Raw genomic sequence first — 14,332 nt, 5'->3', positions numbered from 1 at the left:
GTTTTCGAGCCGGGTGGACTCACCCGGCGGCCGGGAAAACGCGGCAAACCAACGAATTAGAGCGGTTGGTCTGGCGCAGCCAGATCTAAAACCGCTCTAAGCGAGCCGGACGATGCAAAAGAGCGGCGCCCCCGCCAAGGGGACGCCGCTCCGTTCGCGACCGGCGCAGGGCCGGGCCGGTCGAGTTCTGGGCGCGGGCCGCGCCGGTTACTTGACGGCAGCGAGCGCCGCTTCGGCTTTGGCCATCGTCTCGTCGGTCAGCGCCCCGTTCGAAAAGGGCTGAACCTGGCGCAGGGACATCGACTTGAACTGGTCAAAGGCCGGGTGGGTCGAGATGCCCGGCACCGCGGTGTCGAGCGCAGCCTTGCCAGCCGGATCGGCGACGATCTGTTCGATCGGCGTGTCGAGCGTGAAGCGCGCGGCAGTCGCCGGCGCGGCGGCGCCATGGCCGGCATGGTTCTGGGCGACGGCCGGGACAGCGGCAAAGCCGATCAGCGCGGCGGCAAAAAGCTTGTTCATGGTCATCCTCTCCCTCATGACGCCGCCAGCCATGCCGGCCGCGATGATCAGTGAACCGAGCCGAGCCCGGCAATCGTCGAATCGACGAGCGCCTTGTCCGCCTTGGCGTCGTGGCGAGCGGCGATCAGCCGGGTCGCGGCCTCGGTCGCGGCATCGACGGTGCGGGCGCGAAGTTCGTCAATGGCCGCGCGCTCGGCAGCGGCGATCTTGTCTTCCGCCATCCGTGCCCGGCGCTCGACCAAAGCCGCCGCATCGGCTTCGGCACGGGCGCGCAGCGCTTCGGCCTCGGCCTCGGCATGGGCGACCATCTGCCGGGCGTCGGCCTCGATCGCGGCAAGCTTGCGCGCATATTCATCGCGCAGCGCCTCGGCCTCGGCGCGCAGCGCACGGGCCTCGTCCAGCCGGCCGCGAATGGCCGCAATCTGGCCGTCGAGCATCCGCCCGATCAGGCGCGGCACACCCTGCCAGATCAGGATGGCGATGAACACCGCCATCGCCAGCGACACCCAGCCGGTCGGATCGAGCATCAGCGCGGTCGGATCGGCATGGACCACGGCCTCGCCATGCGCGGCCGCGTCAGCGGAAAGGAAGGAAAGTTCAACCATTCAACACCGCCTTGACGGCGCCCTGCGCCTCGACGTCCGAGATCTCGGCACCCGACACGCGGGCAACGATGGCGCGCGCCGCATCGGCGGCAACGGCCTCGATTTCCCCCGCCGCCTGGGCGGCAGCGGCGGCAATGCGCGCTTCGGCATCGGCGATCCGCGCCGCCTGGGCGGCATCGGCCGCAGCCAGCACCGCTTCGGCGCGGGTCGCCGCTTCGGCCTGGGCAGCGGTCAGCTTAGCACGTGCCGACTCGCGGGCGGCATTTTCGCGCGCCCGCCAGTCCTGCTCGGCCGTGTCGGCGGCGCCACGCGCCGCCTCGGCTGCCGCCAGATCCGCCGCGACCTGCGCGTCACGGGCGTCCATGGTTGACTGGATCTTGGGAACCATTCCCCGGCCAACGATGAAAAAGGCAAGGCCGAACGTGATCAGCAGCCAGAACAGCTGCGATGCATAGGTTGCGGCGACTTGATCGATCTGGGGCATTCTGGCTGTCCTGCATTGCGCGGGGCCGGCGGGTGCCGGCCCCCGATCGTGCCTGGCTTAGGCGACGAAGATCAGCAGCACCGCGACGACGAAGGCGAGCAGGCCGAGAAGTTCGGCGGCGGCGAAGCCGATGAACATGTTGCCCTGCTGGCCGGCAGCAGCCGACGGGTTGCGCAGCGCGCCCTGAAGGAAGGCGGCAAAGACGTTGCCCACGCCCAGCGCGGCGAGGCCCGCACCGATCGCCGCGAGACCGGCACCGAGCAGCTTGATCGAATCAGCTTCCATTGTTCACTCCTTGGGAAATGCGTTTGACGAAAACGGGTGAAAATCAGTGCGCGTGGAGATGCTCGGCATCGTTGATGTAGAGCGACGTCAGCAGCGCGAACACATAGGCCTGGACCGCCGCGACCAGCACTTCGAGCGCCGACACGCCGACCATCAGCGCAAAGCTGGGAATGCCGACGGCCAGCCCGGTGCCGGCACCGGCACCCGCCGCCTGCACGATGAAATAGGCGAGCACCTTCAGCAGGATATGGCCCGCGGTCATCGCGACGAACAGCCGCAGCGCAAGGCTGAACGGGCGCACCATGAACGACACGAACTCGATCGGCGCGACCAGCAGCAGCACCGGCGCGGGCGTGCCCTTGGGCGCGAACAGGCTGAAGAAGTGGAGACCGTGGCGGACAAAGCCGACCACCAGCACGATCGAGAAGGACAGGATCGCGAGCACGCCCGTCACCGTGAAATGGCTGGTGAAGGTGAAGGGATGCAGCCCGAACAGGCCAAGCGGCAGCAGGCCGAGCAGGTTGGCGAACAGGATGAACATGAACAGCGTGAAGACATAGGGCACATATTTGCGCCCGGCCTTGCCGATATTCTGCGCCAGCAGCTTGTCGATGAAACCGACAAACGCCTCGACCATCATCTGCCCGCGCCCCGGCACCAGCTGGCGCTTCATGCCCATCAGCATGAACGCCCACAGGCCGATAAGCGCCGCGACCATGAACGCCGCGCTGTTGGTGAACGCGATTTTCTGGCCGCCCAGCGTGAACATGTCGGCAATCGTCTGCACCTCGAACTGGTGCATCGGATCGATCGTGCCTGCCTTTTCGGTCGCCACAGCCATTCCCATTTAACCAAAGCGCCCGAAGGTCACTGCCCCGAGCGCTTCTTCGAAATCCGGATGATGTTCCTGAACGCGCTCACCGTTCCCAGGAACAGCAAGGCGAGCAGGAGCCAGGGCGATGTGCCGAACAGGCGGTCAAGCACCCACCCGATCAGCGACCCCCGACCATGCCCCCGACCAGTTCGGCCAGCACATGATTGCCGAGACGATAGCCGTCCCCGTCACCGCGCTCTGCCGCACCGGTCCTGTCCGCCTCTTCGCCGCGGGCGCGGCGCAGGCGCGCATCGAGCGCATCCAGCCGCCGGTCCTCGGGTAAAGGCTCCAGGCCGGGTTCGTCCTCCGCCATGCCAAAGTCTCTCCGTGCCACGGCCCTGAGGCCATATCGGGCGAGCCCAAATGCGCGACGGCGAGCGACCCCGCCAAGGCGCGGCCCGTTTAGGAAGGGAGTCGAGGGGTGTCAACATGTCTGGCATGTGACAGGCCGGCCGCGCCCGACCGGCGGGCGGCGTTCAGCCGCACCCCCGCAAGGCTGCCGCCGGGTCAGTCCGGGCAGTTCAGACCGCGCGGCGGCGGGTCGCCGGCCCCGCGCACGCGCCAGTTGGTGCCGTCGAGCGAATAGGCATGGCCCGGCGCGACGCGCTTCAGCGTCTGGCAGCCCGTTGCCGCGGCAATCTCCTCGACCGACACGCCGCGCGCCGCCGCCTTTTCGGTGTAGAGCGCGCGGCGCTTGATGTTGATCTGATCGATCTGGGCGCGGATGCCCGCATCGACGGCGCTGCGCACGCCCAGATAGCCGTCGGCGCGTTCGCCGACCGCGCCGGAATCGAGCACGGCGGTCAGCCCCGCGACCTGGGCGGCGGCAGGGGCCGCCACCATCAGCGCGACCGGGATCAGGGCAAATCTCATCATTGCGGAAACAGCTCCGAATTCTGCTCGATCAGCTCCTGCGCGTCGCGCTGCAGCCGGACGAGCACCTCCTGCTTGATGTTGACGTTAAGATTGATCTCGATCGGCCGGTCGGGCGCATTCACCTGCACACAGCCGGCCGTGACGATCGCCAGGAAAGGAACGACAAGAACCCGCATGGCCCCCTGCGTCGCATCCCGATGGTCCGCGGTCAACATCGCATCCCCTATCGGCGGTTCCGGCTGACCCCGGCCTGAACGGCGGGGCGCGCCGGAACCGGATCGGCCGGCCTCAGCTCCGGCGGCAGCCGGTCACGCAGGATCAGGCCGGGGTCATAAAAGCTGCGCGCGCTCGACAACAGGCCGCGAAACGGCGCCGTCACGCGGATATTGAACCGGAACGGCAGACGCTGCACCTGCGCGGCCAGCTGACCGCCCAGCCGCGCGATCAGCCCGGTCGCGACCGGGGCGATGGTGCCGCGGCTGACCCCGTCGAAGCGGATCTGGCTGATCATCTCGCCATCCACCGCCCCGTCGAGCGCGATGGTCAGATCGCGGTAGCTGATCGATTGCAGCGCATCGAACGCGATATCGCCCCAGATGCCGAGATCGGCCTTGGATACATCGCCGACATAGGCGATGCGGCCGCCGGGCGGGCGGGCGCGCAGCATCCCGCCGACGATGCGCCCGCCATCGCGGTCGAACACCATCGGCACGACACCGTCGAAAATGCCGGTGGCATCGAGGTTGCGCACCTCGAGCCGGCCGATGAACTGCGCGGCATCGATGCCGCTCAAATCGACGGTCATCTGGCGCGGCTGGTCGGCGGCAAAATCCCAGACCGTCGGGCGGATCGAAATGCGCCCGCCGGCAAGCGGCCATGTGGCACCGGCCAGCGCCATCCGCCGCCCGGGCAGCAGGCTGTAGGCGACCTCGCCATTTTCAACGAGCACGCCCGGATTGACGGCGGCGATGGTCGCGCGCTGATCGGGCGCGGTGACAAGGCCGAGCAGGTCGGTGAAGCGGATACGCCCCTTGAGCCCGTTGACCGGACCGAACGCGGCGGCAAGCGCGGCGGCATCATAATCGAACACGCCGCTGCTCGTCACCTCAGCCCCCGCCCAGCCGATGCGCGCGGTGCCGTCGATCACGCCATCGACCGAAGCGACCACGCCGAGGGTGAGCGGGGTCAGCGCCTCGGGCTGGAGATCAGGCCCGAACCGCAGCCCGACGACGCGCAGATCCGCCGCGCCCTGCCCGCGCGCCAGATCATGGTCGATGCTCACCTTGGCGACCGCCGTGCCGGTCGCGGGGTGGCGCAGCGTTCCGCTGGCCCTGACCATGCCACCCGCCAGCCGGAGCGACAGGTCGGGCACGGCCAGCGGCTCGAACCGGGCGGCGGCGGCGCGGTCGGCGATCCGCGCGGCGGCACCCACATCAAGCACGCCGCCCGCCAGCCGCCAGCTGCCCGCGCCGCCGGACATGAGCAGCGGCACCGTGCCGATCCGTCCGGACAGGCCGGCAAAGCGGCCACCGGCTCGGCCAAACCGGCCTGACAGACTCTCGACCTCGACCATGCTCGCGGCATCGCCGGTGCCGAGCCGGGCCGCGAGGCCGGTCGCGGCAAGGCCATCACGATCGACGGTCAGCCGCCCGGCGGCAAGCCGCAGCGGCGCGTCGCCCGACCGGCCGGTCAGCACCAGATCACGGACCGCCGCACCGTCGAGCAGCGACCTGCCGGTGGCGCACAGCCGCGCGCGCGCCGGATCAAGGACAATCTCGCCAATCGCCGCGCGGGCAAAGCCGATGGCGGTGCAGCCGGGATTGAGCATCGGCGCGGCGGCGATCCGCCCGCCCAGATCGAATGCCAGCCCCTCGATCCGGCCGCCGGGGATCGGCCCGGTCATCGTCACCCGCGTGCTGACCCGCCCCCCTCAAGACGCACCGGCGCAAAGGCGACCCGCGCATCACCGGCCACATGCGGCGCGATCCGGATCCAGCCCGACAGGGCCGCGCCGGGCGCGCGCTGCACCAGCCGAGCGCTGACCGGCGGCAGGCCGGGTGCCGTCAGGTCGATCTGGCCATCGGTCTGCAGGTTGAGCGCCGGCCAGACCAGCCTGACGCCCTCGCCCCCGCCAGCCGTAGCCGCGCGCCGCCGGCCCGCGCCTCGACCGTGTCGATGGTGAGCGCGCCGCGCCCGCCGGACCCGGCGGCCGCCAGTGTGGCGGCAACGTCCGTGCCCCGCGCCGCCTGCTGCACCAGCCGGTCGGCCCCGGCAATCAGCGCCGCCGCCGGGGTGCCCGGTGCCTGAAGCCGCGGCACGCCCCCCGCGGCGGCGAGGCCGCGCGCCCCGGCCCGGCCCGACAGCCGCCATGCCCCGTCGGCGCGCAGATCGAGTGTGCCGGCAGTCTCCGCCCGCTCGATTGTCAGCCCCGGTGCGGTGACGCCAAGCGCGGCCAGCACCACCTGCCCGCCTGCGCTCGCACCCCGGCCCGATAGGCCGATCGTCGCGCGCAGCCCGTCCGCCGCCAGTTGCGCCCCCGGCACCGCCGCCGCTGCCGTCGCCAGCTGAGCGCTGGCACGCCAGCTGTCGAAGCCCGATGACAGACCAAGCTCAACCGCCGCATCGGGCCGGGCCAGCCGGGCTGCGCCGCAATCGATCCCCGCCGCCCTGACCGGCCCGGTCAGCGCCGGCCGCCCGCCCCGAACGGTGATGGCCAGCCGCCCGGACAGCCCGGTCACCCGGCAGGGATCGACCTGCAGCGTCGGCGCAGCCAACGCGACCCGGCCAGCAAAACCGTCATTCATCCGCCCACGCCCGGCGAGCGCGATGCGCACCGGGCCGGCGGGTGTCGCCAGATCGGCGATGGCGTCGGCCAGCTGCAGGTCGAAATCAGGCAGCGCCGCCCTGCCCGTCCCCTCCGTCCCCAGCCGGTCGAGCGCGCCGATATCCAGCCGCCCATCGGCCCAGCGCGCGCTGAGCCTGACGCCCCCGGCCCGGATGGCGGCGATACGCGGCGCGCCCAGCCGGGGCATCAGATCGATCTCGACCCAGCGGGCCGACAGGTCGGGCCGCGCGGGATCGCCGATCACCAGATTTTCGATCCGCTGCGTCCTGAGACCAATCCGGGTGATGGTGTAGCGCGCCGGGATGCCGCGCGCGGTCAGCGCCCGCTCGATCGCCCGCTCGGCAATCGGCGCGCGGGCCAGCCACAGGGCGGCAAGCGCCGCGACGATGCCGGTCGCGCCCAGCATCGCCGCCCGCGCGGGGCGCCGGGACGGGCTGGTCAAGAAAGGACCGTGACGTTCATCCCCGCCAGCATAGCGGGGCCGGACGCCGATTGCGAAGCCCGGATCGGCGGCATAAGCCTTGGGCCATGGCGGATAACGGGATGGATGGTGACGTGGCTGCGGCGCATGGAGGAACCTCCGGTGCGGACGGGGCTGCGGACGCGGTGCAGGATCCGGGCGGCACGGCAGGCCACCGCGCGCGGCTGCGCCAGCGGCTGCTGCGCGGCGGGCCGGACGCGCTGCTCGACCATGAACTGATCGAATATCTGCTCGCCCTCGCCATCCCGCGCCGCGACACCAAGCCGCTGGCGAAGCGGCTGATCGCGGAGTTTGGCGGCATTGGCGGGCTGCTCGCCGCCGATCCCGAGGCGATCGGCCGCACCGGCCTTGGCGAATCGGCGATCAGCGCGCTGAAGCTGGTGCAGGCGGCAGCGCTGCGCATGCTGTCGGCCGAAGTGCGCGCCCGGCCGGTGATCAACAGCTGGGCGGCCCTGCTCGATTATCTCCACGCCGATCTTGCCCATATCCCGGTCGAACGGGTGCGCGTGCTGTTCCTCAATGCCAAGAACATGCTGATCCGCGATGAGGTGATGAGCACCGGATCGACGAACGAAGCGGCGATCTACACGCGCGAAGTCATTCGCCGCGCGCTCGACCTGTCGGCATCGGGGTTGATCCTCGTCCACAACCACCCGAGCGGCGACCCTGCGCCCAGCAAGCAGGACATCGCCGTCACCCGCGACATTGTCGAGGCGGGCCGGCGGCTCGACATCACCGTGCACGACCATCTGATCATCGGATCGAACGGCCATAGCAGCCTCAGGTCGATGGGCCTGATCTGACGGCAATGTCGGTGCCCCCGCCACCGGCGCGGGCGTTAACTTTCTTTTATCCGCTGAATGATCACCCCCGGCGGCCGGCGTTCCTAGATATGAATGATACACGCCAATGGCTGTCATCGTTCTTTACCATCAATCGCGTGGAACGATCCAAATCATTGGCCGGAAATATGCCGACTGAGGAGGATCATATGCATTGGTTCACCGCACATGCGCCGATCCGGCAGAAGCTGCTGATCGCCTTTGGCGTGATGGTCGCGCTGACAGCGCTGCCGGCATTGGCCGCGCTGCTGACCGGTGCGTGGGTCATGGCGGCCGTCGGGGCGGTGGCGACGCTTGCGGCCGCCAGTGTCGCCCATCTGTGCCGCGAGGCGATCGCGCGCCCCTATGTGACGACCGTGGTCCGCATGGAGGGGCTGGCCGCCGGTGATCTGGACAGCCCCATCGCCCATACCGATTTCACCGACTGTGTCGGCCGGATGACCCGCGCGATGTTCGTGTTCCGCGACACGGCGCGCGCGCAGCTGTCCAGCCGGGCCGAGGAACAGGCGCTGGTGACGGGGATCTTCGGCACCGCGCTCGCGACACTGCGCCAGGGCGACCTGACCATGCGCATCGATGCCGACGTTCCCGCCGCTTATTCCCAGCTGAAGACTGATTTCAACGACATGGCGGAGACGCTTCAGGCGCTGCTGGCGGCGCTGAGCGAAAGCAGCCGCACGATCATGGGCGGATCGGGCGAGATTGCGAGCGCCGCCGGCGACCTTGCCCGGCGAACCGAGGCCAATGCCGCCAGCATCGAGGAAACCGCCGCCGCCATCGCGCAGATGAACGAACGGCTGGGCGAAGTCTCGGCCGCGGCCGGGCGCACGGTCGACCGGGCCGACCAGACGCGCGTGACCGTATCGGCGGGGCGCACGACCGCGAACGAGGCGGTGACGGCGATGGAGCGGGTGTCGGACAGCGCCAAGGGCATCGACAGCGTGATCGAGGGGCTGGACAAGATCGCGTTCCAGACGCGCGTTCTGGCGATGAACGCGGCGGTCGAGGCGGGCCGCGCGGGCGAGGCGGGGCGCGGCTTTGCCGTCGTCGCCGATCTCGTCTCCGCGCTGGCCATGCGCGCCGAGGAAGAAGCCAAGCGCGCGCGCGACCAGCTGACCCTGACCCAGACTGATATCGGCACGGCGGTCGGCGCGGTCGAGCGGGTCGACACCGCGCTCGCCGCGATCGCCGACGATGTCGGCACCGTTCATGCGCTGCTGGCCGACATCGCGCGCGACAATGCGGCCCAGTCGGCCGCGATCACCCAGATCAACGCGGCGATCGGCTCGATGGACCAGTCGACCCAGCAGACGGCGGCGATGGTCGAACAGACATCGGCCGCCGCCAACACATTGATGGGCGAGGCCGGCGTGCTCGCCGACCGTGCGGCGGCGTTCGAAATCGGTGGCGAGCGCGGCGGTGAGCGCAGCGGGCCGCGGCACGGCCAGCGTTCACCTGCGCTGCGGCTGGTTGCCGACCCGCCGGCCCGGGCCGGGGCCGGCAGCGGCGGCCGGAACGCCCGCCCCGTCCCCCACGCCGCCGAGGCGGCATGGAGCGGTTTCTGACAGCAGGGCCGGCCGGTGTCCCGCAGGGGATGCCGGCCGGGCGGCGTCAGCCCTTTTTCAGGTGCCGGCGGCCGAGCAGTTCGGCGATCTGCACGGCGTTGAGCGCCGCGCCCTTGCGCAGATTGTCGGACACGCACCACAGCGCGATGCCATTCTCGACGGTCGGATCCTCGCGCACGCGGCTGACATAGGTCGCGAACTCGCCCACGCATTCGATCGGCGTCACATAGCCGCCATCCTCGCGCTTATCGACGAGCATGATCCCCGGTGCCTCGCGCAGCAGGCGCTGTGCGTCGGCGGCCGAAATGTCGTTTTCGAACTCGATATGGATCGCCTCGGAATGGCCGACGAACACCGGCACGCGCACGCAGGTGGCGACGACCTTCACCTTGGGATCGAGGATCTTCTTGGTCTCGACCACCATCTTCCATTCTTCCTTGGTCGACCCGTCGTCGAGGAAGCTGTCGATATGGGGGATGACGTTGAAGGCGATCTGCTTGGTGAACTTCTTCGGCTCGGCCGGGTCGCCGACAAAGATGTTGCGGCTCTGCTCGAACAGCTCGTCCATGCCCTGCTTGCCCGCACCCGACACCGACTGGTAGGTCGACACCACCACCCGCCGGATCGTCGCGAAATCATGCAGCGGCTTCAGCGCCACCACCATCTGCGCGGTCGAGCAGTTCGGATTGGCGATGATGTTGCGCGCCTTGTAGCCGTCGATGGCGTCGGGATTGACCTCCGGCACGATCAGCGGGACGTCCGGCTCCATCCGGTAGAGCGAGGAATTGTCGATCACCGTGCAGCCGGCAGCAGCAAAGCGCGGCGCGTGGATGCGCGTGGCGTCCGACCCGATGGCGAACAGCGCGATGTCCCAGCCGGTGGGGTCGAAATGCTCGATATTCTGGACCTTGACCGTGCGCCCGGTATCGCCCAGCTCGACCTCTTCGCCCTGGCTGCGCGACGATGCGAGCGCGGCCAGATCGCTGATCGGGAATTCGCGTTCCGCCAGGATGTTCAGCATCTCGCGGCCGACATTGCCGGTCGCGCCCGCAACCACCACCCGATAACCCATGAAGCGCCTCCTCAAGGGGTGGCGCCTAGCGGGCGGGCGCGGGCCTGTCCAGCGCCGGGCGGGCGCGCAACCGGGCTCGCGCGCGTCCGGCGGGCCAAGATTTTCTTCAGCGCCTGAAAGCCGGGGGCGGCACCCCGCCCGCCCCCGGCACTCTCCGGATCAGGCGAACACGATCCGCGCCTGGCGGCGGCGCAGGCCGAACCCGGCAAGGCCGAACCCGGCGACCATCATCGCCCAGGTCGCGGGCTCGGGCACCGCATTGCCCGAGAAGCGCACTTCCGACAGGCCGCTCGCCCAGTCACGCTCGGCATAGGTGCCCTGGGCATGGTTGGACAGGATGTCGAGCCGCACGAAGCGCGCCTCGCCCGCCAGCGCGAAATCCTGGGCGGCGAGCGCCTGGCCGGTGCCGAGCGCCAGCCGCGCATCGAGCGCGCGGGCATAGCTGCCGCCGTCGCGCGACACGAAGATGCTGAAATCCTTCACCCCGCGCAGGATGGTCGACATGAACTCGGCCGGGTTGCCGAAGTTATAGTTCCAGATGCTGACGCCGCTGAGCGCATAGACATCGCCCAGATCGAAGGTGACCGACGCCTGGTTCACGCCCAGATTGGTCATCCACATATTGGCAAAGCCGGCATCATGGGTGCCACCGGTCAGCCCGCTGCCGTTGATCAGGTTGACCGCGCGATACTGGCCGAAAAAGGCGAAGGTGTCGCTGGCGGAAACGCCGACCGGAACGATGGTCCCGGCAGCCGCCGGCGCGGCCAGCGCCGAGGCCGCGAGCGCGGCGGCGAAAACATGCTTGATCATGAACCATACCCCTTGACTGACAGGCGGCACCGACGGGCGGTGCCGCGCAGCCGGGCTTAGATGCGGTTCGAGACAGGATGGTTAACCATTTCCTAAGCTTTTGTTTTTCACCCGCGGCGATGGTGCCGGACAGGGCGCGGATTTGACGCCGGTCGGCGGCCAGGCCATGCTGGAGCACTCGCCATCCGCTCCGCCCAGACCATGACCGAGTTTCGCGCCGCCCCGCCGCCCATATCGGCCCCCTCCGCCCCGCCCGTGATCCGCACCGCGCGCCTGACGCTGCGTCCCGCCACGATGGAGGATCTGGAGCCTTTGCACGCGGTGCTGAGCGATGCGCGGGCGATGCGTTACTGGGCGACCCTGCCCCACCGCGCGCTCGACGAGACGCGCGACTGGCTGCAGGCGATGATCGACGCGCCCGCCGGCGAGGGCGAGGACTGGATCATCACGCATCGCGGCACGGCGATCGGCAAGGCCGGGCTGTGGCGCTTTCCCGAAATCGGCTTCATCCTGCACCCGGATCGCTGGGGTCAGGGGCTGGCCGGCGAAGCCGTGGCGGCGGTGATCGACCGCGCCTTTGCCGTGCACCGGCTGCCGCGCATCACCGCCGATGTCGATCCGCGCAACACGGCATCGCTGCGCCTGCTGGCGCGGCTGGGATTTGTCGAAACGGGCCGCGCCAGCCGCACGCTCAGGCTGGGCGACGAATGGTGCGACAGCGTCTATCTGGAACTGGCCGCACCCGGCCCGGACGCGGGATAACCACCCCCGCCCGGGCCGCGCATGGCGGCGTCAGGCCGCGCGCGGGGCGCTCTGCCGGACGCCCTCATCGACATGGTCCGCGAACTGCGCGAAATTGTCGATGAACTGCTGGACGAGCTTGCGCGCCGTCGCGTCATATTCGGCGGCATCGGGCCAGGTCGCGCGCGGATCGAGGATCGCGCTGTCCACGCCCGGCACCGCCACCGGCACCTGGAAGCCGAAGAACGGATCGGTGCGGAACTCGGCATTGGCGAGCGAGCCGTCCAGCGCGGCGTTGAGCAGCGCGCGCGTCGCCTTGATCGGCATGCGCCGGCCGACGCCATATTTGCCGCCGGTCCAGCCGGTGTTGACCAGCCAGCAATCGACATTGCCGCGCGCGATCCGCTCCTTCAGCAGATTGCCATAGACGCTGGGATGGCGCGGCATGAACGGCGCGCCGAAACAGGTCGAGAAGGTCGCATCCGGCTCGGTCACGCCGATCTCGGTCCCCGCGACGCGCGCGGTATAGCCGGACAGGAAGTGGTACATCGCCTGATCCGGGGTCAGCCGCGCGATCGGCGGCAGCACGCCATAGGCATCGGCGGTCAGGAAGATCATGTTGCGCGGCACCGGGCCCAGATTGTCGCGCGACGCATTGGGAATGAACTCGATCGGATAGGCGCCGCGGCTGTTTTCCGCGAGGCTGTTGTCGTCGAAATCCAGTTCGCGCGTGTCGGGATCGATCACGACATTCTCAAGCACGGTGCCGAAGCGCTTGGTGGTCGCGAAGATTTCCGGCTCCGCCTCGGGCGAGAGGCGGATCATCTTGGCGTAGCAGCCGCCTTCGAAGTTGAACACGGCAGTGTCCGACCAGCCATGTTCGTCATCGCCGATCAGCGTGCGGCTGGCATCGGCCGACAGCGTCGTCTTGCCGGTGCCCGACAGGCCGAAGAAGATCGCCGTATCGCCTTCCGGGCCGATATTGGCCGAGCAGTGCATCGGCATCACGCCCTTGGCCGGCAGCAGATAATTGAGGATGCCGAACACCGACTTCTTCATTTCGCCGGCATAGGCGGTGCCGCCGATCAGGATCAGCTTTTCGGTGAAGCTGACGGCGATCACCGTTTCCGAACGGCAGCCATGCCGGGCCGGATCGGCCTGGAAGCTCGGCAGGTCGATGATCGTATATTCGGGCACGAACCCGGCAAGCGCGGCGCGGTCGGGGCGCACCAGCAGCGTGCGGATGAACAGATTGTGCCACGCAAACTCGTTGATGACGCGCACATTCACCCGGTGCTCGGGCTGCGATCCGCCATAGAGATCCTGGACGAACAGCGTGTCCTTGGTGCCCAGATGGGCAAGGAAATCGGCCTTGAGCGCGGCGAAATGCTCCGGGCTCATCGCCTTGTTGGTCTTGCCCCACCACACGGTCGCGTCGGTTTCGGCATCGCGGACGATGAACTTGTCATTGGCCGAACGGCCGGTGTGCTTGCCGGTCTTGACGACCAGCGGCCCGTCCTTGGCGAGCACGCCCTCGCCGCGGCGCACCGCCTGCTCGACGAGCGGCGCGGTGCCGAGATTCCAGTGGAGCGTCGCCCCGGTGTCGATTCCCTGATCGGCAAGCGTGAAATCAGGCACATGATTGGACACGGACACCCTCCAGCAAAAGATCCTCGGCGCACGCGCGCGTGCATTCGAATGCAGGCCGCATATCCACCCCCGCGCCCTGAGTCAAATGGCGCAGGGCGGATTGGTCCTATCCGGGACAGATGACCCAAAACATAATGCAGATGGTTCTGACACAAGGAAAAATGCAGCGGGTGCCGTCGCCTCGACTGCCGAAAAATCTGCCAGAGGGTCTGTAAGCCGGGTTCTGTCCATCCCGGAACGGGTCCGGGACTGGGCGATCATTCCTCTCGGGCCGCCATTGCTGACGGCCTCCAGCAACCAACCCGGGCGACTGGGCCGGAACAAGGCCCTGCGGGTTGCCCCGCGCGCCGCCCCTATTCGGTCTTGCTCCCGGTGGGGTTTGCAATGCCGTCCCCGTTGCCGGGGCCGCGGTGCGCTCTTACCGCACCCTTTCACCCTCGCGTCGCCGAAGCGGTCGCTTGTCTGCTCTCTGTTGCACTGTCCCTGATCCCCGGCCGCTGGCCGGAAACCGCCGGGCGTTACCCGGCACCGCTGTTCCGTGGAGCCCGGACTTTCCTCGGCACCGCTTGCGCGGCGACGCGATCGCCCGACCCTCTGGCCCGGCCCCCTTAGCGCCGGGGCGCCGGCGCGTCACGCATCTTGTCGCGCCTCAATCGTCGCCCTGCGGATGCCTCAATCGTCGC

General features: G+C 69.1%; 17 protein-coding genes and 1 other RNA gene. 3 read left to right on the top strand and 15 right to left on the bottom strand.

Annotation, left to right across the window (positions count from 1 at the left end):
* Positions 1 to 207: 207 nt before the first annotated feature.
* The 11 genes from GVO57_RS08405 to GVO57_RS08360 form a co-directional block, all read right to left on the bottom strand.
* Positions 208 to 519, bottom strand: a complete 312-nt coding sequence (locus GVO57_RS08405) for a hypothetical protein (protein ID WP_160592763.1) — start codon at positions 517 to 519, stop codon at positions 208 to 210.
* A 47-nt stretch (positions 520 to 566) separates the two neighbouring features.
* Positions 567 to 1,124, bottom strand: a complete 558-nt coding sequence (locus tag GVO57_RS08400; protein ID WP_160592762.1) for a F0F1 ATP synthase subunit B family protein — start codon at positions 1,122 to 1,124, stop codon at positions 567 to 569.
* Positions 1,117 to 1,608 carry a F0F1 ATP synthase subunit B family protein gene (locus GVO57_RS08395; protein WP_160592761.1) on the bottom strand — a complete coding sequence of 164 codons (492 nt, stop codon included), beginning with the start codon at positions 1,606 to 1,608 and terminating at the stop codon, positions 1,117 to 1,119. The genes GVO57_RS08400 and GVO57_RS08395 overlap by 8 nt, the downstream gene beginning before the upstream one ends.
* Before the next feature lie 57 nt (positions 1,609 to 1,665).
* Entirely contained in the window at positions 1,666 to 1,893 is a 228-nt protein-coding gene (locus GVO57_RS08390; RefSeq protein ID WP_055759484.1) for a F0F1 ATP synthase subunit C, read from the bottom strand.
* Between the two features lie 43 nt (positions 1,894 to 1,936).
* Positions 1,937 to 2,695: a F0F1 ATP synthase subunit A gene (locus GVO57_RS08385; protein WP_160593913.1), complete on the bottom strand. Its 759-nt coding sequence runs from the start codon at positions 2,693 to 2,695 to the stop codon at positions 1,937 to 1,939.
* Between the two features lie 65 nt (positions 2,696 to 2,760).
* Positions 2,761 to 2,877 carry an AtpZ/AtpI family protein gene (locus tag GVO57_RS15440; RefSeq protein ID WP_327785504.1) on the bottom strand — a complete coding sequence of 39 codons (117 nt, stop codon included), beginning with the start codon at positions 2,875 to 2,877 and terminating at the stop codon, positions 2,761 to 2,763.
* A gap of 8 nt (positions 2,878 to 2,885) precedes the next feature.
* Entirely contained in the window at positions 2,886 to 3,080 is a 195-nt protein-coding gene (locus tag GVO57_RS15435; RefSeq protein ID WP_327785503.1) for a hypothetical protein, read from the bottom strand.
* Positions 3,081 to 3,274: 194 nt separating this feature from the next.
* A complete protein-coding gene (locus GVO57_RS08375) occupies positions 3,275 to 3,643 on the bottom strand; it encodes a YdbL family protein (protein ID WP_160592760.1) in 369 nt (122 codons plus the stop codon).
* Positions 3,640 to 3,819, bottom strand: a complete 180-nt coding sequence (locus GVO57_RS08370; protein WP_160593912.1) for a YnbE family lipoprotein — start codon at positions 3,817 to 3,819, stop codon at positions 3,640 to 3,642. Before GVO57_RS08370 ends, GVO57_RS08375 begins: the two co-directional genes overlap by 4 nt.
* Before the next feature lie 47 nt (positions 3,820 to 3,866).
* On the bottom strand, positions 3,867 to 5,546 hold the full coding sequence (locus GVO57_RS08365; protein ID WP_160592759.1) for a YdbH domain-containing protein: 1,680 nt from the start codon (positions 5,544 to 5,546) through the stop codon (positions 3,867 to 3,869).
* 160 nt (positions 5,547 to 5,706) lie between these two features.
* Positions 5,707 to 6,894 (bottom strand): intermembrane phospholipid transport protein YdbH family protein, encoded by a 1,188-nt coding sequence (locus GVO57_RS08360; protein ID WP_160592758.1) that lies wholly within the window; start codon positions 6,892 to 6,894, stop codon positions 5,707 to 5,709.
* Positions 6,895 to 7,016: 122 nt separating this feature from the next.
* Here GVO57_RS08360 and radC point away from each other — a divergent pair, with 122 nt between their 5' ends.
* Together radC and GVO57_RS08350 are read left to right on the top strand one after the other, a co-directional pair.
* Complete coding sequence (gene radC, locus GVO57_RS08355; RefSeq protein WP_233281302.1) at positions 7,017 to 7,772, top strand: RadC family protein; 756 nt, start codon at positions 7,017 to 7,019, stop codon at positions 7,770 to 7,772.
* 188 nt (positions 7,773 to 7,960) lie between these two features.
* Positions 7,961 to 9,376, top strand: a complete 1,416-nt coding sequence (locus GVO57_RS08350; RefSeq protein WP_160592757.1) for a methyl-accepting chemotaxis protein — start codon at positions 7,961 to 7,963, stop codon at positions 9,374 to 9,376.
* A 46-nt stretch (positions 9,377 to 9,422) separates the two neighbouring features.
* On the opposite strand, the gene GVO57_RS08345 is transcribed toward GVO57_RS08350, so the two are convergent.
* Together GVO57_RS08345 and GVO57_RS08340 are read right to left on the bottom strand one after the other, a co-directional pair.
* Positions 9,423 to 10,448 (bottom strand): aspartate-semialdehyde dehydrogenase, encoded by a 1,026-nt coding sequence (locus tag GVO57_RS08345; protein WP_160592756.1) that lies wholly within the window; start codon positions 10,446 to 10,448, stop codon positions 9,423 to 9,425.
* A gap of 159 nt (positions 10,449 to 10,607) precedes the next feature.
* The gene (locus GVO57_RS08340; protein WP_160592755.1) at positions 10,608 to 11,258 is read right to left on the bottom strand and encodes a PEPxxWA-CTERM sorting domain-containing protein; all 651 of its coding nucleotides are present in this window, start codon (positions 11,256 to 11,258) and stop codon (positions 10,608 to 10,610) included.
* A 201-nt stretch (positions 11,259 to 11,459) separates the two neighbouring features.
* On the opposite strand from GVO57_RS08340, the gene GVO57_RS08335 reads away from it, so the two are divergent.
* Positions 11,460 to 12,020, top strand: coding sequence for a GNAT family N-acetyltransferase (locus tag GVO57_RS08335; RefSeq protein ID WP_160592754.1), 561 nt, complete (start codon positions 11,460 to 11,462; stop codon positions 12,018 to 12,020).
* Positions 12,021 to 12,050: 30 nt separating this feature from the next.
* On the opposite strand, the gene GVO57_RS08330 is transcribed toward GVO57_RS08335, so the two are convergent.
* Complete coding sequence (locus tag GVO57_RS08330; protein ID WP_160593910.1) at positions 12,051 to 13,649, bottom strand: phosphoenolpyruvate carboxykinase; 1,599 nt, start codon at positions 13,647 to 13,649, stop codon at positions 12,051 to 12,053.
* Between the two features lie 196 nt (positions 13,650 to 13,845).
* Positions 13,846 to 14,247: RNase P RNA component class A (rnpB, locus tag GVO57_RS08325), an RNA gene on the bottom strand.
* Positions 14,248 to 14,332: the final 85 nt, after the last annotated feature.

Origin of the sequence: Sphingomonas changnyeongensis (assembly GCF_009913435.1) — a bacterium.
In the GTDB taxonomy this organism is placed as follows: Bacteria; Pseudomonadota; Alphaproteobacteria; order Sphingomonadales; family Sphingomonadaceae; genus Sphingomonas_B; species Sphingomonas_B changnyeongensis.
This window is presented reverse-complemented; position numbering and strand designations above follow the sequence as displayed.